14 protein-coding genes are annotated in these 14,569 nt (G+C 67.7%); 11 read left to right on the plus strand and 3 right to left on the minus strand.

Annotation, left to right across the window (positions count from 1 at the left end; genetic code table 11):
- Nucleotides 1-32: 32 nt before the first annotated feature.
- From F3I62_RS01530 to F3I62_RS01570, 9 genes are all read left to right on the plus strand, one after another.
- Entirely contained in the window at nt 33-827 is a 795-nt protein-coding gene (locus tag F3I62_RS01530; protein WP_178122482.1) for an AraC family transcriptional regulator, read from the plus strand.
- Nucleotides 828-1,131: 304 nt separating this feature from the next.
- Nucleotides 1,132-1,896 (plus strand): transporter substrate-binding domain-containing protein, encoded by a 765-nt coding sequence (locus F3I62_RS01535; RefSeq protein ID WP_372240074.1) that lies wholly within the window; start codon nt 1,132-1,134, stop codon nt 1,894-1,896.
- Nucleotides 1,897-1,928: 32 nt separating this feature from the next.
- On the plus strand, nt 1,929-3,671 hold the full coding sequence (locus F3I62_RS01540) for an aconitase X (RefSeq protein WP_160487931.1): 1,743 nt from the start codon (nt 1,929-1,931) through the stop codon (nt 3,669-3,671).
- A 20-nt stretch (nt 3,672-3,691) separates the two neighbouring features.
- Entirely contained in the window at nt 3,692-4,357 is a 666-nt protein-coding gene (locus tag F3I62_RS01545) for an amino acid ABC transporter permease (protein WP_160487932.1), read from the plus strand.
- Nucleotides 4,358-4,369: 12 nt separating this feature from the next.
- Nucleotides 4,370-5,020, plus strand: a complete 651-nt coding sequence (locus F3I62_RS01550; RefSeq protein WP_160487933.1) for an amino acid ABC transporter permease — start codon at nt 4,370-4,372, stop codon at nt 5,018-5,020.
- Nucleotides 5,013-5,735 (plus strand): amino acid ABC transporter ATP-binding protein, encoded by a 723-nt coding sequence (locus tag F3I62_RS01555; RefSeq protein ID WP_160487934.1) that lies wholly within the window; start codon nt 5,013-5,015, stop codon nt 5,733-5,735. Before F3I62_RS01550 ends, F3I62_RS01555 begins: the two co-directional genes overlap by 8 nt.
- A gap of 52 nt (nt 5,736-5,787) precedes the next feature.
- Entirely contained in the window at nt 5,788-6,825 is a 1,038-nt protein-coding gene (locus F3I62_RS01560) for a proline racemase family protein (protein ID WP_160487935.1), read from the plus strand.
- A 140-nt stretch (nt 6,826-6,965) separates the two neighbouring features.
- The gene (locus F3I62_RS01565) at nt 6,966-7,913 is read left to right on the plus strand and encodes a dihydrodipicolinate synthase family protein (protein WP_160487936.1); all 948 of its coding nucleotides are present in this window, start codon (nt 6,966-6,968) and stop codon (nt 7,911-7,913) included.
- A 139-nt stretch (nt 7,914-8,052) separates the two neighbouring features.
- On the plus strand, nt 8,053-9,636 hold the full coding sequence (locus tag F3I62_RS01570) for an aldehyde dehydrogenase (NADP(+)) (protein ID WP_160487937.1): 1,584 nt from the start codon (nt 8,053-8,055) through the stop codon (nt 9,634-9,636).
- Nucleotides 9,637-9,837: 201 nt separating this feature from the next.
- Here F3I62_RS01570 and F3I62_RS01575 read toward each other — a convergent pair whose 3' ends face one another.
- The 3 genes from F3I62_RS01575 to hexR all read right to left on the minus strand — a co-directional run bounded on the left by F3I62_RS01575 (nt 9,838) and on the right by hexR (nt 12,157).
- Nucleotides 9,838-10,845, minus strand: coding sequence for an Ldh family oxidoreductase (locus F3I62_RS01575; RefSeq protein ID WP_160487938.1), 1,008 nt, complete (start codon nt 10,843-10,845; stop codon nt 9,838-9,840).
- A gap of 116 nt (nt 10,846-10,961) precedes the next feature.
- Nucleotides 10,962-11,162 carry a PA3496 family putative envelope integrity protein gene (locus tag F3I62_RS01580; RefSeq protein WP_160487939.1) on the minus strand — a complete coding sequence of 67 codons (201 nt, stop codon included), beginning with the start codon at nt 11,160-11,162 and terminating at the stop codon, nt 10,962-10,964.
- A 128-nt stretch (nt 11,163-11,290) separates the two neighbouring features.
- Nucleotides 11,291-12,157 (minus strand): transcriptional regulator HexR, encoded by an 867-nt coding sequence (gene hexR, locus F3I62_RS01585; RefSeq protein ID WP_160077585.1) that lies wholly within the window; start codon nt 12,155-12,157, stop codon nt 11,291-11,293.
- A gap of 110 nt (nt 12,158-12,267) precedes the next feature.
- Here hexR and zwf point away from each other — a divergent pair, with 110 nt between their 5' ends.
- Together zwf and F3I62_RS01595 are read left to right on the plus strand one after the other, a co-directional pair.
- Nucleotides 12,268-13,695 (plus strand): glucose-6-phosphate dehydrogenase, encoded by a 1,428-nt coding sequence (gene zwf / locus F3I62_RS01590; protein ID WP_218572713.1) that lies wholly within the window; start codon nt 12,268-12,270, stop codon nt 13,693-13,695.
- A gap of 280 nt (nt 13,696-13,975) precedes the next feature.
- On the plus strand, nt 13,976-14,494 hold the full coding sequence (locus F3I62_RS01595) for an Hcp family type VI secretion system effector (protein WP_160077581.1): 519 nt from the start codon (nt 13,976-13,978) through the stop codon (nt 14,492-14,494).
- Nucleotides 14,495-14,569 lie beyond the last annotated feature (75 nt).

A 14,569-nucleotide genomic window follows, 5' to 3' on the forward strand; every position in this document is an offset into this window, starting at 1 on the left:
ATCCTCGGGGCACCTCTGGAGCCCTCTCGCGCATGTCCACGCCCGCCGCCCCATCGCCCCTCGCCGCCCTGCTGCCGCCCGCACCCGCCGACCTGCAAGGCCTGATCGCCAGCCTGCTGCCGGTGGCGCCGCTGTTCGACGCTCTGCCCGGGGTGGTGTTCTTCATCAAGGACGAGGCGGCGCGCTACGTCATGCTCAACCAGACCCTGGTGCAGCGCCTGGGCTACCGGAACAAGGCCGAGCTGCTCGGGCGGCGCGCCGAGGAAGTGTTCCCGGACCGTTTCGGCACCCTGTATACGGCCCAGGATCACCAGGTCCTGGCCTCCGGCACCCAGCTCGAGGACCAGCTGGAGCTGCACCTCTACCCCGGCCGCCAGGCCGGCTGGTGCCTGACCCACAAGCTGGCGCTGCGCGATGCCCAGGGCCGCATCATCGGCATGGCCGGGGTGTCCTGCGACCTGCCCAGCGCCCACTCCAACCACCCGGCCTACCGCAAGGTGGCGGCGGTCGATGCGCATATCCGCCAGCATTACGCCCAGCCCATCAGCCTCGGCGAGCTGACCGCGATCGCCGGCCTGTCGGTGGCCCAGCTGGAGCGGCACTGCAAGCGCATCTTCCAGCTCAGCCCGCGGCAGATGATCCACAAGGCCCGCCTGGGCGCGGCCACCCAGCTGCTGGGCCAGGACCTGCCGATCACCGAAATCGCCCTGCGCTGCGGCTACACCGACCACAGCGCCTTCAGCCGCCAGTTCAAGGCCCACACCGGCCTGTCACCCAGCCAGTACCGCGACTCGCTCGGCACGCACGCACAGCCCACTGCTCCATAACGAGACACGCCGCTCCTTTATGTAACACGGGGGCGTAACCGTACGGCACATTTCGTGACCATACGGTCTCAATCGCGCACTCCCGCCGCCATGAAAAACCCGCCAGACCCCGGTTTCAGGCCGCTGCAGCCCGACTATGCTCCATTGGGGAAGCTGGCATGCCCCCTGCATATTAAATATCGTATACGAAATCTTCGGAATTCGATCCGATCCAGCACCTGCCCAACCGAACGACAGAAGAGAGATATCCATGAAATCCAAGCTTCTTTCCGTAGCAGTCTGCACCCTTCTCGGCTCCACCCTGATGAGCAACGCCCACGCCGACAAACTCGATGACATCATCGGCTCCGGCAAGCTGCGCTGCGCCGTGACCCTGGACTTCCCGCCCATGGGCCTGCGCGATGAAAACAACGAGCCCGCCGGCTTCGACGTGGACTACTGCCACGACCTGGCCAAGGTCCTCGGGGTCGAAGCCGAGGTGGTCGAGACGCCCTTCCCCGACCGCATCCCGGCGCTGATCTCCGGGCGCGCCGACATCATCGTCGCCTCCACCTCCGACACCCTGGAGCGCGCCAAGACCGTCGGCATGACCGTCCCCTACTTCGCCTTCCAGATGGTCGTGCTGACCCGCGAGGACGCCGGCATCAACAGCTACGCCGACCTCAAGGGCAAGAATCTCGGCAACACCAGCGGCACCTATGAGGCCATCGCCCTGGAGAAAGACGTGAAGGCCTGGGGCGAAGGCAGCTTCCGCGCCTACCAGTCGCAGAACGACACCATCCTGGCCGTGGCCCAGGGCCACATCGAGGCCACCGTGGTGACCAACACCGTAGCCGCCGCCACCCTCAAGTCGGGCAAGTACAAGGGCCTGAAGGTCGCCGGCGATGCGCCCTACGTCGTCGACTACGTGTCCCTGGCCGCCAAGCGCAGCGAGTACGGCCTGCTCAACTACCTCAACCTGTTCGTCAACCAGCAGGTGCGCAGCGGCCGCTACCAGGAACTGTGGCTGAAGTGGGTGGGCAAGGACATCGCCCCGGCCAACCTGACCGTCCCCGGCGTGTACTACTGATCACGCCCCCGCCCAACCCTGGAGACATCTGCATGTCTGAAGTCCAGATCAGCGGCCGCAGCCTGGTGCACGGCAGGGGCCAGGGCCCCTGGCTCTGCGCCGATGTGGGCCTGAGCTTCTGGGGCGGGATCGACCCGCTCAGCGGCGAGGTGATCGATCGTCACCACCCGCTGAGCGGTCAATCGGTGGCCGGGCGCGTCCTGGCCATCCCCAGCGGACGCGGCTCCTGCACCGGCAGCAGCGTCATGCTGGAACTGATCCTCAATGGTCATGCCCCGGCAGCCCTGGTGCTGGCCGAGGCCGACGAGATCCTCAGCCTCGGCGTACTGGTCGCCGAGCTCATTTTCCAGCGTTCGCTGCCGGTGCTGTGCATCGGCCACGAGCGCTTCGCCGAACTGCCGCGCAGCGGCTTCGCCCGCCTCGACGGCGAGCACCTGCAGCTGTTCGCCCAGGCGCCGCAGACGGCCTGGCAGGCCGACGGCGCACGCGCCGTGGCGCCGGCCGCCAGGGTCAGACTCAGCGCCGTCGACCAGGCCCTGCTGGCCGGCGAACACGGCAAGGCCGCCCAGGTCGCCATGCAGCTGCTGCTGCGCATGGCCGAACTGCAGGGCGCCGACGCACTGATGGACATCAGCCAGGCGCACATCGACGGCTGCATCTACACCGGCGAGGCCTGCCTGCGCTTTGCCCGCCAGCTGCTCGACTGGGGCGCCCGCGTGCGGGTGCCGACCACCCTCAATGCCATCTCGGTCGACCAGCGCCGCTGGCGCGCCCTGGGCATCGACCCGGCCTTCGGCGAGCCGGCCAGTGCCCTGGGCGATACCTACATGGCCATGGGCGCGGCGCTCAGCTACACCTGCGCGCCCTACCTGCTGGACAGCGCCCCGCAGCGCGGCGAGCAGATCGCCTGGGCCGAATCCAATGCAGTGGTCTACGCCAACAGCGTGCTCGGCGCGCGGACCCTGAAATACCCGGACTTCCTCGATATCTGCATCGCCCTGACCGGCCGCGCGCCGCATATCGGCAGCCACCTCGACGCCGGCCGCCTGGCCACCCTGCGCATCGATGTGCCGGCCCTGGACGGCGCCGACGATGCCTTCTGGCCGCTGCTCGGCTACCACGTCGGCCTGCTCTGCAGCAGCTCCATCCCGGTGATCTGCGGCCTGGAGCAGAGCGGCGCCGGCAGCGACGAGCTGAAGGCCTTCGGCGCCGCCTTCGCCACGACCTCGGCGGCACCGATGTTCCATATCGCCGGCATCACCCCGGAAGCGGCCGATGCCGCCAGCGCCCTGGGTGGCAAGGCGCCGCTGCGCCACCTGCGGGTCAGCCAGGCCGACCTGCTGGGCAGCTGGCACGAGCTGAACAACGCCAGCGAGCCCGCGGTGGAGCTGGTCGCCCTGGGCAACCCGCACTTTTCCTTCAGCGAATGCGCGCGCCTGGCCGAGCTCTGCCGCGGCCGCCACAAGCACGCGCAGACCGCCGTGGTGCTGACCTGTGGCCGCAGCATCTATGCTCAGGCCGAAGCCGCCGGGCATGTCGCCAGCCTCGAGGCCTTCGGCGTGCAGCTGGTCACCGACACCTGCTGGTGCATGCTCGACGAGCCCGTCGTGCCACGCCAGGCCCGGCGCCTGATGACCAACTCGGGCAAGTACGCCCACTACGCCCCCGGCCTGGTCGGCCGTCAGGTGCACTTCGGCAGCCTTGCCGCGTGCGTCGACGCCGCCTGCACGGGCAGCAACCCCCTCCACGTTCCGGCCTGGCTCGGTCGCCACTGACTCAAGGGAGCCACAGCACGATGTTCGACTACACCTTTCACTGGCACACGGCGCTCAAGGCGCTACCGGACATGCTCAACGGCGCCTGGGTGACCCTGGAGACCGCCGCCCTGTCGATGATCTTCGGCGTCCTCATCGCCCTGCTGCTGACGGTCATGCGGCAGATGAAAAACCCGCTGCTGCGCCACTTCGCCAACACCTGGGTATCGATCGCGCGCAACACGCCGTCGCTGTTCCAGATCTACATCCTCTACTTCGGCCTCGGCACCTTCGGCCTGCATGTCAGTTCCTGGATCGCCCTGCTGGCGGGCATCACCTTCAACAATGCCGGCTACCTGGCGGAGAACTTCCGCGGCGGCCTCAAGGCGGTACCCGACACGCAGATGCGTGCCGCGCGCTCGCTGGGCATGAGCGCGTTTCAGGCCTACCGCATGATCATCGTGCCGCAGCTGCTGCGCATCGTCTTCCACCCCCTGTCCAACCAGATGGTCTGGGCGGTGCTGATGACCTCGCTGGGGGTGATCGTCGGCCTCAACAACGACCTCACCGGCGTGACCCAGGACTACAACGTGAAGACCTTCCGCACCTTCGAGTACTTCGCCATGGCGGCGGTGCTCTATTACCTCATCGCCAAGACCATCGTGCTGGCTGCACGCCTGATGGCCTGGCGCCTGTTCCGCTACTAAGGGAGGCCAGACATGTTGACCACCAGCCTCACCTCCAACGACCTGCTGTTCATGCTCAACGGTGCCTGGGTAACGCTGCAGCTGACCGCTGCCGCCATGCTCATCGGCACCCTGGCCGGCGTCGTCTTCGGCCTGGTGCGCGCCTCCGCGCCGCGCCTCAGCCTGCCGCTGGCCTGGCTGCTGGACGTGTTCCGCAGCGTGCCGCTGCTGATCCAGTTCGTCCTGTTCAACTCGATGAAGAGCATCGCCGGGCTCGACATCAGCGCCTTCACCGTCGGCTGCGTGGTGCTGGGCGTCTACTGCGCCGCCTTCTGCACCGAGATCGTGCGCAGCGGCATCCTGGCGGTGTCGCCCAACGTACGCCGCGCCGCCCGCTCGCTGGGCATGAACTACTGGCAGGACCTGCGCTACATCGTGCTGCCGCTCGCCACCCGCGTGGCCTTCCCCGGCTGGCTGAACCTGGTGCTGTCGGTGATGAAGGATACGGCGCTGGTCATGTGGATCGGCATCATCGAGCTGCTGCGTGCCTCGCAGACCGTGGTTACGCGCATTCAGGAGCCGCTGCTGGTGCTGTGCATCGCCGGCCTCATCTATTACGTCATGAGCCTGGTCGTGGCCCGCCTCGGCAGCCGGCTGGAAAAAAGGTGGCAGGAAAATGATTGAGATCGACAACGTCCATAAATCCTTCGGCAAGCTCGAAGTCATCAAGGGTGTCAGCCTGACCGTGAACAAGGGCGAGGTGGTGTCGATCATCGGCGGCTCCGGTTCCGGCAAGTCGACCCTGCTGATGTGCATCAACGGCCTGGAACCGATCCAGAAGGGCAGCATCCGCGTCGACGGCACCGAGGTGCACGCGCCGGGTACCGACCTGAACAAGCTGCGGCAGAAGATCGGCATCGTGTTCCAGCAGTGGAACGCCTTCCCCCACCTGACCGTGCTGGAGAACGTCATGCTGGCGCCGCGCAAGGTGCTCGGCAAAAGCAAGGAAGAGGCCGAGGCCCTGGCGGTCAAGCAGCTCACCCACGTCGGCCTGGGCGACAAGCTCAAGGTGTTCCCCAGCAAGCTCTCCGGCGGCCAGCAGCAGCGCATGGCGATCGCCCGCGCCCTGGCCATGAGCCCGGACTACATGCTGTTCGACGAGGCCACCAGCGCCCTCGACCCGCAGCTGGTGGGCGAGGTGCTGGACACCATGCGCCTGCTCGCCGAGGAAGGCATGACCATGATCCTGGTGACCCACGAGATCCGCTTCGCCCGTGACGTGTCCGACCGCGTGGCGTTCTTCCGCAACGGCCTGGTGCACGAAATTGGCTCGCCCGACCAGGTCATCGGCAACCCGCAGAAGCCGGAGACCGCGGACTTCCTCAAGTCGGTGCTCTGATAGCCCCTCGCCCTTCGCCAGAGGGGCGGGAAAAACCAAACAGGAGAGCGTGATGCGTTCGAGCAAGGTCATCCATGTGGTCAGCTGCCACGCCGAAGGCGAGGTCGGCGACGTCATCGTCGGCGGCGTCGCCCCGCCGCCGGGCGCCACCGTCTGGGAGCAGTCGCGCTGGATCGCCCGCGACCAGGTGCTGCGCAACTTCGTGCTGAACGAGCCGCGCGGCGGCGTGTTCCGCCACGTCAACCTGCTGGTGCCGGCCAAGGACCCGCGGGCGCAGATGGCCTGGATCATCATGGAACCGGCAGACACCCCGCCGATGTCCGGCTCCAACTCGCTGTGCGTGTCCACCGTGCTGCTCGACAGCGGCATCCTGCCGATGACCGAGCCGCAGACCCGCCTGGTGCTGGAGGCCCCCGGCGGGCTGATCGAGGCCGTGGCCGAGTGCCGGGACGGCAAGGTGCAGCGGGTCGAGGTGAAGAACGTGCCGTCCTTCGCCGACCGCCTGGACGCCATGATCGAGGTCGAGGGCCTCGGCAGCCTCAAGGTCGACACCGCCTACGGCGGCGACAGTTTCGTCATAGCCGATGCCCACAGCCTGGGCTTCGCCCTGAGCGCCGACGAGGCCGCCGACCTGGCCGCCACGGGCCTGAAGATCACCCGTGCGGCCAACGAGCAGCTGGGCTTCGTCCACCCGCTCAACCGCGACTGGGATCACATCTCCTTCTGCCAGATCGCCGCCCCGCTGGAACGCGTCGACGGCGTGCTGAGCGCCGCCAACGCGGTGGTGATCCGCCCCGGCAAGATCGACCGCTCGCCCTGCGGCACCGGCTGTTCGGCACGCATGGCGGTGATGCAGGCGCGCGGCCAGCTGCAGGTGGGCGAACGCTTCGTCGGGCGCTCGATCATCGGCTCCGAGTTCCACTGCCGCATCGACAGCCTGACCGAGGTTGCCGGGCGCCCGGCCATCGTCCCCTGCCTGTCCGGCCGGGCCTGGATCACCGGCACCCACCAGCACCTGCTCGACCCCGACGATCCCTGGCCGCAGGGCTACCGCCTCTCGGATACCTGGCCGGTCGAGCCGAAGCCGTAACAGCTGTTTTCACGATTTGCCAACCGCCGCCTCGCCGGCGCGATCAACCGGGCCTAGGCCCAACCCATGGAAACAAGGGGTTATAACGACCCTTTATTTTCGTATACGAAATACTTTGACTCTGCCCAGGAGGCAACAGCATGAACAGCAACATCTTCACCGGCACCATTCCCGCCCTGATGACCCCCTGCACCGCCGAGCGCAAGCCGGACTTCGACGCCCTGGTGCGCAAGGGCCGCGAGCTGATCCAGGCCGGCATGAGTGCCGTGGTCTACTGCGGCTCCATGGGCGACTGGCCGTTGCTCAGCGAGGCCGAACGCCAGGAAGGGGTGGCGCGCCTGGTCGCCGCCGGCGTCCCGACCATCGTCGGCACCGGCGCGGTGAATAGCCGCGAAGCCGTGTCCCACGCCGCCCACGCCGCCAAGGTCGGCGCCCATGGCCTGATGGTCATCCCGCGCGTGTTGTCCCGTGGCGCTTCGCCAGCCGCCCAGGAAGCGCACTTCGCCGCCATTCTCGAAGCGGCGCCGAAGCTGCCGGCGGTGATCTACAACAGCCCGTACTACGGCTTTGCCACCCGCGCCGAGCTGTTCTTCAAGCTGCGTCGCCAGTACCCCAACCTGATCGGTTTCAAGGAATTCGGCGGCGCCGCCGACATGCGCTACGCCGCCGAGCACATCACCTCGCAGGATGACCAGGTGATTCTCATGGCCGGCGTCGATACCCAGGTGATGCATGGCTTCGTCAATTGCGGTGCGACCGGCGCCATCACCGGCATCGGCAACGCCCTGCCGCGCGAAGTGCTGCAACTGGTCGAACTGAGCAAGCAGGCCGCCAAGGGCGACGCCGTCGCCCGCCGCCGCGCCCTGGAGCTGTCCGAGGCCCTCAACGTGCTGTCGTCCTTCGACGAAGGCTGCGACCTGGTCCTCTACTACAAGTACCTGATGGTGCTCAACGGCGACCAGGAATACAGCCTGCACTTCAACGCAACCGATGTGCTCAGCGACGCCCAACGCAACTACGCCGAGACCCAGTACAAGCTGTTCCGCCAGTGGTATGCCAACTGGTCGGCCGAACAGGACCTCGCCTGATCGCCGCACTTCGGCCGGATGCTCCAGCGCATCCGGCCGATCCGGCATGCCATAGCCAGGTTTATCGGCAGCTTGCCGAGTTCACCCGAACAGGCAGGGCCTTTCCCTACCTGCTCACAGGCCCCCACAGGAGCTGACAATGCCCGCCACCACCGGCCACAACTTCATCGCCGGCGGCCGCAGCGCCGCCGGCGACATCATCCTGCAGAGCCTCGACGCCACGACCGGCGAGGCCCTGCCCTACAGCTTCCACCAGGCCACCGAGGCCGAGGTGGACGCCGCCGCCCGCGCCGCCGCAGCGGCCTACCCGGCCTACCGCAGCCTGAGCGCGGTGCGCCGTGCCGAATTCCTCGAAGCCATCGCCACCGAGATCGATGCCCTGGGTGACGACTTCGTCGCCATCGTCTGCCGCGAAACCGCCCTGCCGGCTGCCCGCATCCAGGGTGAGCGCGGCCGCACCAGCGGGCAGATGCGCCTGTTCGCCCAGGTGCTGCGCCGCGGCGATTTCCATGGCGCGCGCATCGACCGCGCGCAGCCCGACCGCAGCCCGCTGCCGCGCCCGGACCTGCGCCAGTGCCAACTGGGCGTCGGCCCGGTAGCGGTGTTCGGCGCCAGCAACTTCCCCCTGGCGTTTTCCACGGCCGGCGGCGATACCGCCGCCGCGCTCGCCGCCGGCTGCCCGGTGGTGTTCAAGGCGCACAGCGGGCACATGGCCACCGCCGAACGGGTGGCGCAGGCCATCGTCAGGGCGGCGCAACAGACCGGCATGCCGGCCGGGGTGTTCAACATGGTCTACGGCGGCGGGGTCGGCGAATGGCTGGTCAAACACCCGGCGATCCAGGCCGTGGGGTTCACCGGCTCGCTCAAGGGCGGCCGCGCGCTGTGCGACATGGCCGCCGCGCGCCCGCAGCCGATCCCGGTGTTCGCCGAGATGAGCAGCATCAACCCGGTGCTGGTGCTGCCGGCGGCCCTGGCCGCGCGCGGCGAGCAGATCGCCCGCGAGCTGGCCGACTCGGTGGTGCAGGGCTGCGGCCAGTTCTGCACCAACCCGGGCCTGGTCATCGGCATCGCCTCGCCCGCGTTCAGCCTGTTCAGCGCCAACCTGATCGCCGAGATCGGTCGGCGCCCGGCGCAGACCATGCTCAACAGCGGCACCCTGCACAGCTACGCCAAGGGCGTGGCCGCGCTGCACGCCCACCCCGGCGTGCGCCACCTGGCCGGGCAGCCACAGGAAGGGCGCCAGGCCCTGCCGCAGCTGTTCCAGGCCGATGTACGGCTGCTGCTGGAGCACGACGAACTGCTCCAGGAAGAGGTATTCGGCCCGACCACGGTGCTGGTTGAAGTGGCCGACCAGGCCGAGCTATTGAAAGCCCTGGGCGCCCTGGGCGGTCAGCTGACCGCCAGCCTGATCGCCGAGGCCGCCGACCTGGAGCAGGCCGCCCCCCTGGTGGCGCTGCTCGAACACAAGGCCGGGCGCCTGCTGCTCAACGGCTACCCCACCGGGGTGGAGGTGTGCGACGCCATGGTCCACGGCGGCCCCTATCCGGCCACGTCGGATGCCCGCGGCACCTCGGTCGGCAGCCTCGCCATCGAACGCTTCCTGCGTCCGCTGTGCTACCAGAACTACCCGGACGCCCTGCTCCCGGACGCCCTGAAAAACGCCAACCCGCTGGGCATTGCCCGCCTGGTGGACGGTAAAAGCACGCGGGAGCCGCTGCTCTGATTCGTGTCGGCACGGATCGGTAGCTTCCGCACCCTTTGCCCCGGCCTTGCGCCGGGGTTTTTTATGCTGGTTGCCCGCCCGGTGTGGCAGGGGGCATGGGGGGGGGGGGGTTGGCGCTGAACGAAGCGAAGCCCAACGGCCCGGGTCCGGATCGTTGGGCTTCGTCGCGGTGCGCCTCAAACCAACCTGGCGGCGCCGCGGCTAAGCCAGCAACGCCAGCAGGTCCGCATGCAGCGCCTGCGGGATCTCCACCCCCTCAACCAGGCTGCGCGCCCGCGCCTCGTAGCGCCGCTGCGACGGCAGGCGCGCGCCCTGCCCCTGGATCGCCTCGAACAGCGCCTCGGCACGCAGCAGGTGCTGGCCGGCATCGCCGCCGAGGAAGCGCTGCGGATCGAAGGCGATGATCAGTTCGCCATGGAACGGCAGGCCCTTGCTGCCGGCATCGTAGGCCAGCGATTCGGCACTGGTCAGGTCGCCGATCAGCGGGCCGGCGATCAGCTCGACCATGGCCGACAAGGCCGAGCCCTTGTGCCCGCCGAAGGTCAGCATGGCACCGTGCTCCAGCACTTCGTTGGCATCGGTGCAGGGCCGCCCCTCGGCATCCACCCCCCAGCCCTCGGGCAGGGCCTGGCCGGCACGGCGATGCAGCTCGATGTCGCCGCGGGCGATGGCGCTGGTGGCGAAATCGAAGATAAACGGCTGGCCACCGGGACGCGGCCAGCCAAAGGCGATCGGGTTGGTGCCGAACAGCGGACGCTTGCCCCCGGCCGGCGCCACGTAGGCCTGGGTCGGGTTGCAGGCCAGGCCCACCAGGCCCTGCTCGGCCAGGCTTTCCAGCTCGACCCACAAGGCGGAGAAATGCACGCAGCGGTTGATCGCCAGGGCGGCGATGCCATTGGCCCGGGCCTTCTCGCACAGCACCGGCAGGCCGGCCAGGAAGGCCAATTGCGAGAAGCCGCCGTTGGCCTCGACGCGCACCACGGCGGGCGCCTGGTCGATGACCTGCGGCTCGGCATCGGCGACCACCTTGCCGGCCTTGAGCGTGGCCACGATACCCAGCAGGCGGTACAGGCCGTGGGAGGCGCAACCGTCACGCTGGCCGGCAACCACCGTGGCGCTGATGGCCTCGACAAACCCTTCGCTGAAGCCATGTTTACGCAGGATGGCCTGCGCCAGTTCGCGCGCTTGCGCCAATGTCAGTCGGATCATGCTCGGCTCCCGTGATATCCACCGACTACAGTGGCCTGCGGGAGCCCTCCAGGCTTGATCGCTTTGCCATGTGCCCATGCCGAATTCGGCACAACCCGAACCCGGCCGCGCAGCGCTCAGTGAAAATGGCGGGCGACCTGCGGCGTCATCAGGCCGCCCATGGCGCCCAGCTCGGGAAAGTCGCTGACTTCCCGGTTCAGCCGGCGCTGCTCGGAATAATCCTCGATGGCCCGGCGAAAGCGCATGCGGCGCAGGTCTTCCTGCTGGCGGCGGGTGCGGCTGGCGGACTGTTGCTGGTCAGCGTGATGACGGGACATGGCACGACTCCAGTGCGGATGCGGGGAGCATCAGCATGCAGCGCAGCCATGACGGTTTGCCGACAAGGCGGTGAAGATCGGGTGACGCCCGCCCCCAGGAGCCTGCCGGCTTGGGCTGGGCGCCCCGCTCAATCCTCGGCGGCGCGCACCGACTTGGGCGACAGACGCAGGCTGCGCAGGCTGCGCTTGACGCTCTTCAGGTGGTTGACCAGGTCCGGGCCGCGAGCCATGGCCACGCCCATGGCCAGCACGTCGATCACCACCAGGTGGGCGATGCGCGAGGTCAGCGGGGTGTAGATCTCGGTGTCTTCCTGCACGTCGATGGCCAGGTTGACCGTGGCCAGGTCGGCCAGCGGGGTCTGGCTGGGGCACAGGGTGATCAGCGTGGCGCCGGACTCGCGCACCAGGTTGGCGGTGATCAGCAGGTCCTTGGAGCGCCCGGACTGGGAGATGCAGATGGCCACGTCGGTGGGCTTCAGGGTCACCGCGCTCATCGCCTGCATGTGCGGGTCCGAGTAGGCGGCGGCCGTCAGCAGCAGGCGGAAGAACTTGTGCTGGGCATCGGCGGCCACCGCACCGGAGGCGCCGAAGCCGTAGAACTCGATGCGCTGGGCATGGGCGATGGCGTTGATGGCCTTCTGCAGGGCCTGGGTATCCAGGCGCTCGCGCACCTCCATCAGGGTGTGCAGGGTGGTGTCGAAGATCTTCAGGCTGAAGTCGGTGACCGAATCGTCTTCCTGGATCGCGAACTGGCCGAAGCTGGCCCCCGCCGCCAGGCTCTGCGCCAGGCGCAGCTTGAGGTCCTGGAAGCCGGTGCAGCCGATGGCGCGGCAGAAGCGCACGATGGTCGGCTCGCTGATGCCGACCTCGTGGGCCAGGTCGGCCATGGAGCTGTGCATCACCGCCGAAGGGTCCTGCAGGACGTAGTCGGCAACCTTGAGTTCGGACTTGCGAAGCAGATGGCGGGACTGGGCGATGTGTTGCAACAGATTCACGGGCGGGACTCGGGTTATGATCAGGCTGTAGTGATCTTGTAGTTATACTACATGAGCGACTGCCCCGCACAGGCAAACCCGGAGTCATCCTGTTGAACACCCCCTGCGACATGCTGGTTTTTGGCGGTACTGGCGACCTGGCCCTGCACAAGCTGCTGCCCGCCCTCTACCACCTGCACCGCGACGGCCGCCTGGCCGCCGACATGCGCATCCTCGCGGTGGCCCGCAACGTGCTGAGCCGCGGCGACTACCAGGCCCTGGCCGAGCGCCGCTGCCGCGCCCAGGTGGCGCGCAGCGACTTCGACAACGCCACCTGGGCCAGCTTCGCCGAACGCCTCGACTACCTGGCCATGGATGCCTCGCAGAGCGCCGAATTCGGCCGCCTGGGCAAGTTCCTCGGCGCCGGTACCTGCCAGCGCGGGCGCATCTACTACCTGGCCACCGCCCCCGACCTGTTCGAGTCGATCGCCGAGAACCTGGCCATCGCCCGCCTGGCCGGCGAGCACACGCGCATCGTCCTGGAAAAGCCCATCGGCCACTCGCTGGAATCGGCCCGCGAGATCAACGCGGCGATCGGCGCGGCGTTCAGCGAGGCCCAGGTGTTCCGCATCGACCACTACCTGGGCAAGGAAACGGTGCAGAACCTGATGGCCCTGCGCTTCGCCAACGCCCTGTTCGAGCCGATCTGGCGCGCCGGGCACATCGACCACGTGCAGATCAGCGTCAACGAGACCCTCGGCGTGGAGAACCGCGGCGCCTACTACGACCATGCCGGCGCCATGCGCGACATGCTGCAGAACCACCTGCTGCAGCTGCTCTGCCTGGTGGCCATGGAGGCGCCGGTGCGCTTCGACGCCGAGGCGGTGCGCAACGAGAAGGTGAAGATCCTCGAGGCGCTGAAACCGATCAGCGGCCTGGACGTGCAGGACAAGACCGTGCGCGGCCAGTACGCCGCCGGGAAGATCGGCGGGCAGGAAGTGCCGGCCTACTATTTCGAGAAACAGGTCGACAACGACAGCGATACCGAGACCTTCGTCGCCATCCAGGCCGAGATCGACAACTGGCGCTGGGCCGGCGTGCCGTTCTACCTGCGCACCGGCAAGCGCATGGCCCGCAAATGCTCGGAGATCGTCATCCAGTTCAAGCCGGTGCCGCACCGTCTGTTCGAAGCCAGCCAGGCCAACCGCCTGGTGATCCGCCTGCAGCCGGAGGAGCGCATCAGCCTGCAGCTGATGGGCAAGAGCCCGGGCAAGGGCATGCGCCTGACGCCCATGGAGCTGGACCTCAACCTGGCCCGGGTATTCCCGCAGAAACGCCGCTGGGACGCCTACGAGCGCCTGCTGCTGGACGTGATCGAGGGCGACTCGACGCTGTTCATGCGCCGGGACGAAGTGGAAGCCGCCTGGGCCTGGGTCGACCCGATCCTCGAAGGCTGGCTGGAGTACTACCAGAGCCCGCGCCCCTACCCGGCCGGCAGCGACGGCCCGGAACAGGCGCAGAGCCTGCTGGAACTGCAGGGCCGCTCCTGGCAGGACTGACTGCGCCAGTTGTTGCGCAGCCCGACCACCACCAGCGCCCACCGAACACCCCGCAGCCCCTGCCCGCCACGGCCCCTGCCCGCCTGCGCAGGTTTCTGCGCAGCCCTGCGCAAGGCCTTGCGCAGCTTTCTGTGCGCCAATTGGCAGGCGTGTTTTCCCTCCGCCATAGAGAAAACGCAACCATCTGTTTTTGAATGACTTTTTATTACTGGCACAGCTCTTGAACTGAACCTGGCTCCCGGACCAGACAAGGTCCATGACCCAGGCAAGGAGAGCACTCATGCCAACACCCGCGTATATGACCCTCGAAGGCACCAAACAAGGTCTGATCACCGCTGGCACCTTCACCGAGGATTCGGTCGGCAACATTTTCCAGGAAGGTCATGAAGACCAGGTGCTGGTACAGGCCTTCAACCACCAGGTGATCATCCCGCGTGACCCACAGTCCGGCCAACCGACCGGCCAGCGCGTGCACAAGCCGCTGATGATCACCAAGGTGTTCGACAAGTCCTCGCCGCTGATCTTCAACTCGCTGACCTCCGGCGAGCGCCTGAACAAGTGCCGCATCGAGTGGTACCGCACCTCCGCCACCGGCACCCAGGAGCACTACTACACCATCGAACTGGAAGACGCGGTGATCGTCGACGTGCAGTCGCGCATGCCCAACTGCCAGGACCCAGGCATGGCCCACTTCACCCACCTGGAAGACGTCTACTTCACCTACCGCAAGATCGTCTGGACCCACGAAGTCTCCGGCACTTCCGGCTCCGACGACTGGCGTTCGCCGATCTCCGCCTAAGGCAGTGCCCCGCTCGGGTGAAGCCCGAGTCCCCTCTCCCATTTATGGGAGAGGGCTGGGGAGAGGGGCATTTTG

Source organism: Pseudomonas sp. R-28-1W-6, from assembly GCF_009799925.1.
Taxonomy (GTDB): Bacteria; Pseudomonadota; Gammaproteobacteria; order Pseudomonadales; family Pseudomonadaceae; genus Aquipseudomonas.

Excerpts from the sequence above, each read along its gene's own strand:
- F3I62_RS01530 (WP_178122482.1), top strand. The coding sequence starts at position 33 with ATGTCCACGCCCGCCGCCCCATCGCCCCTCGCCGCCCTGCTGCCGCCC.
- F3I62_RS01535 (WP_372240074.1), top strand. The coding sequence starts at position 1,132 with ATGAGCAACGCCCACGCCGACAAACTCGATGACATCATCGGCTCCGGC.
- F3I62_RS01540 (WP_160487931.1), top strand. The coding sequence starts at position 1,929 with ATGTCTGAAGTCCAGATCAGCGGCCGCAGCCTGGTGCACGGCAGGGGC.
- F3I62_RS01545 (WP_160487932.1), top strand. The coding sequence starts at position 3,692 with ATGTTCGACTACACCTTTCACTGGCACACGGCGCTCAAGGCGCTACCG.
- F3I62_RS01550 (WP_160487933.1), top strand. The coding sequence starts at position 4,370 with ATGTTGACCACCAGCCTCACCTCCAACGACCTGCTGTTCATGCTCAAC.
- F3I62_RS01555 (WP_160487934.1), top strand. The coding sequence starts at position 5,013 with ATGATTGAGATCGACAACGTCCATAAATCCTTCGGCAAGCTCGAAGTC.
- F3I62_RS01560 (WP_160487935.1), top strand. The coding sequence starts at position 5,788 with ATGCGTTCGAGCAAGGTCATCCATGTGGTCAGCTGCCACGCCGAAGGC.
- F3I62_RS01565 (WP_160487936.1), top strand. The coding sequence starts at position 6,966 with ATGAACAGCAACATCTTCACCGGCACCATTCCCGCCCTGATGACCCCC.
- F3I62_RS01570 (WP_160487937.1), top strand. The coding sequence starts at position 8,053 with ATGCCCGCCACCACCGGCCACAACTTCATCGCCGGCGGCCGCAGCGCC.
- F3I62_RS01575 (WP_160487938.1), bottom strand. The coding sequence starts at position 10,845 with ATGATCCGACTGACATTGGCGCAAGCGCGCGAACTGGCGCAGGCCATC.
- F3I62_RS01580 (WP_160487939.1), bottom strand. The coding sequence starts at position 11,162 with ATGTCCCGTCATCACGCTGACCAGCAACAGTCCGCCAGCCGCACCCGC.
- zwf (WP_218572713.1), top strand. The coding sequence starts at position 12,268 with ATGCTGGTTTTTGGCGGTACTGGCGACCTGGCCCTGCACAAGCTGCTG.
- F3I62_RS01595 (WP_160077581.1), top strand. The coding sequence starts at position 13,976 with ATGCCAACACCCGCGTATATGACCCTCGAAGGCACCAAACAAGGTCTG.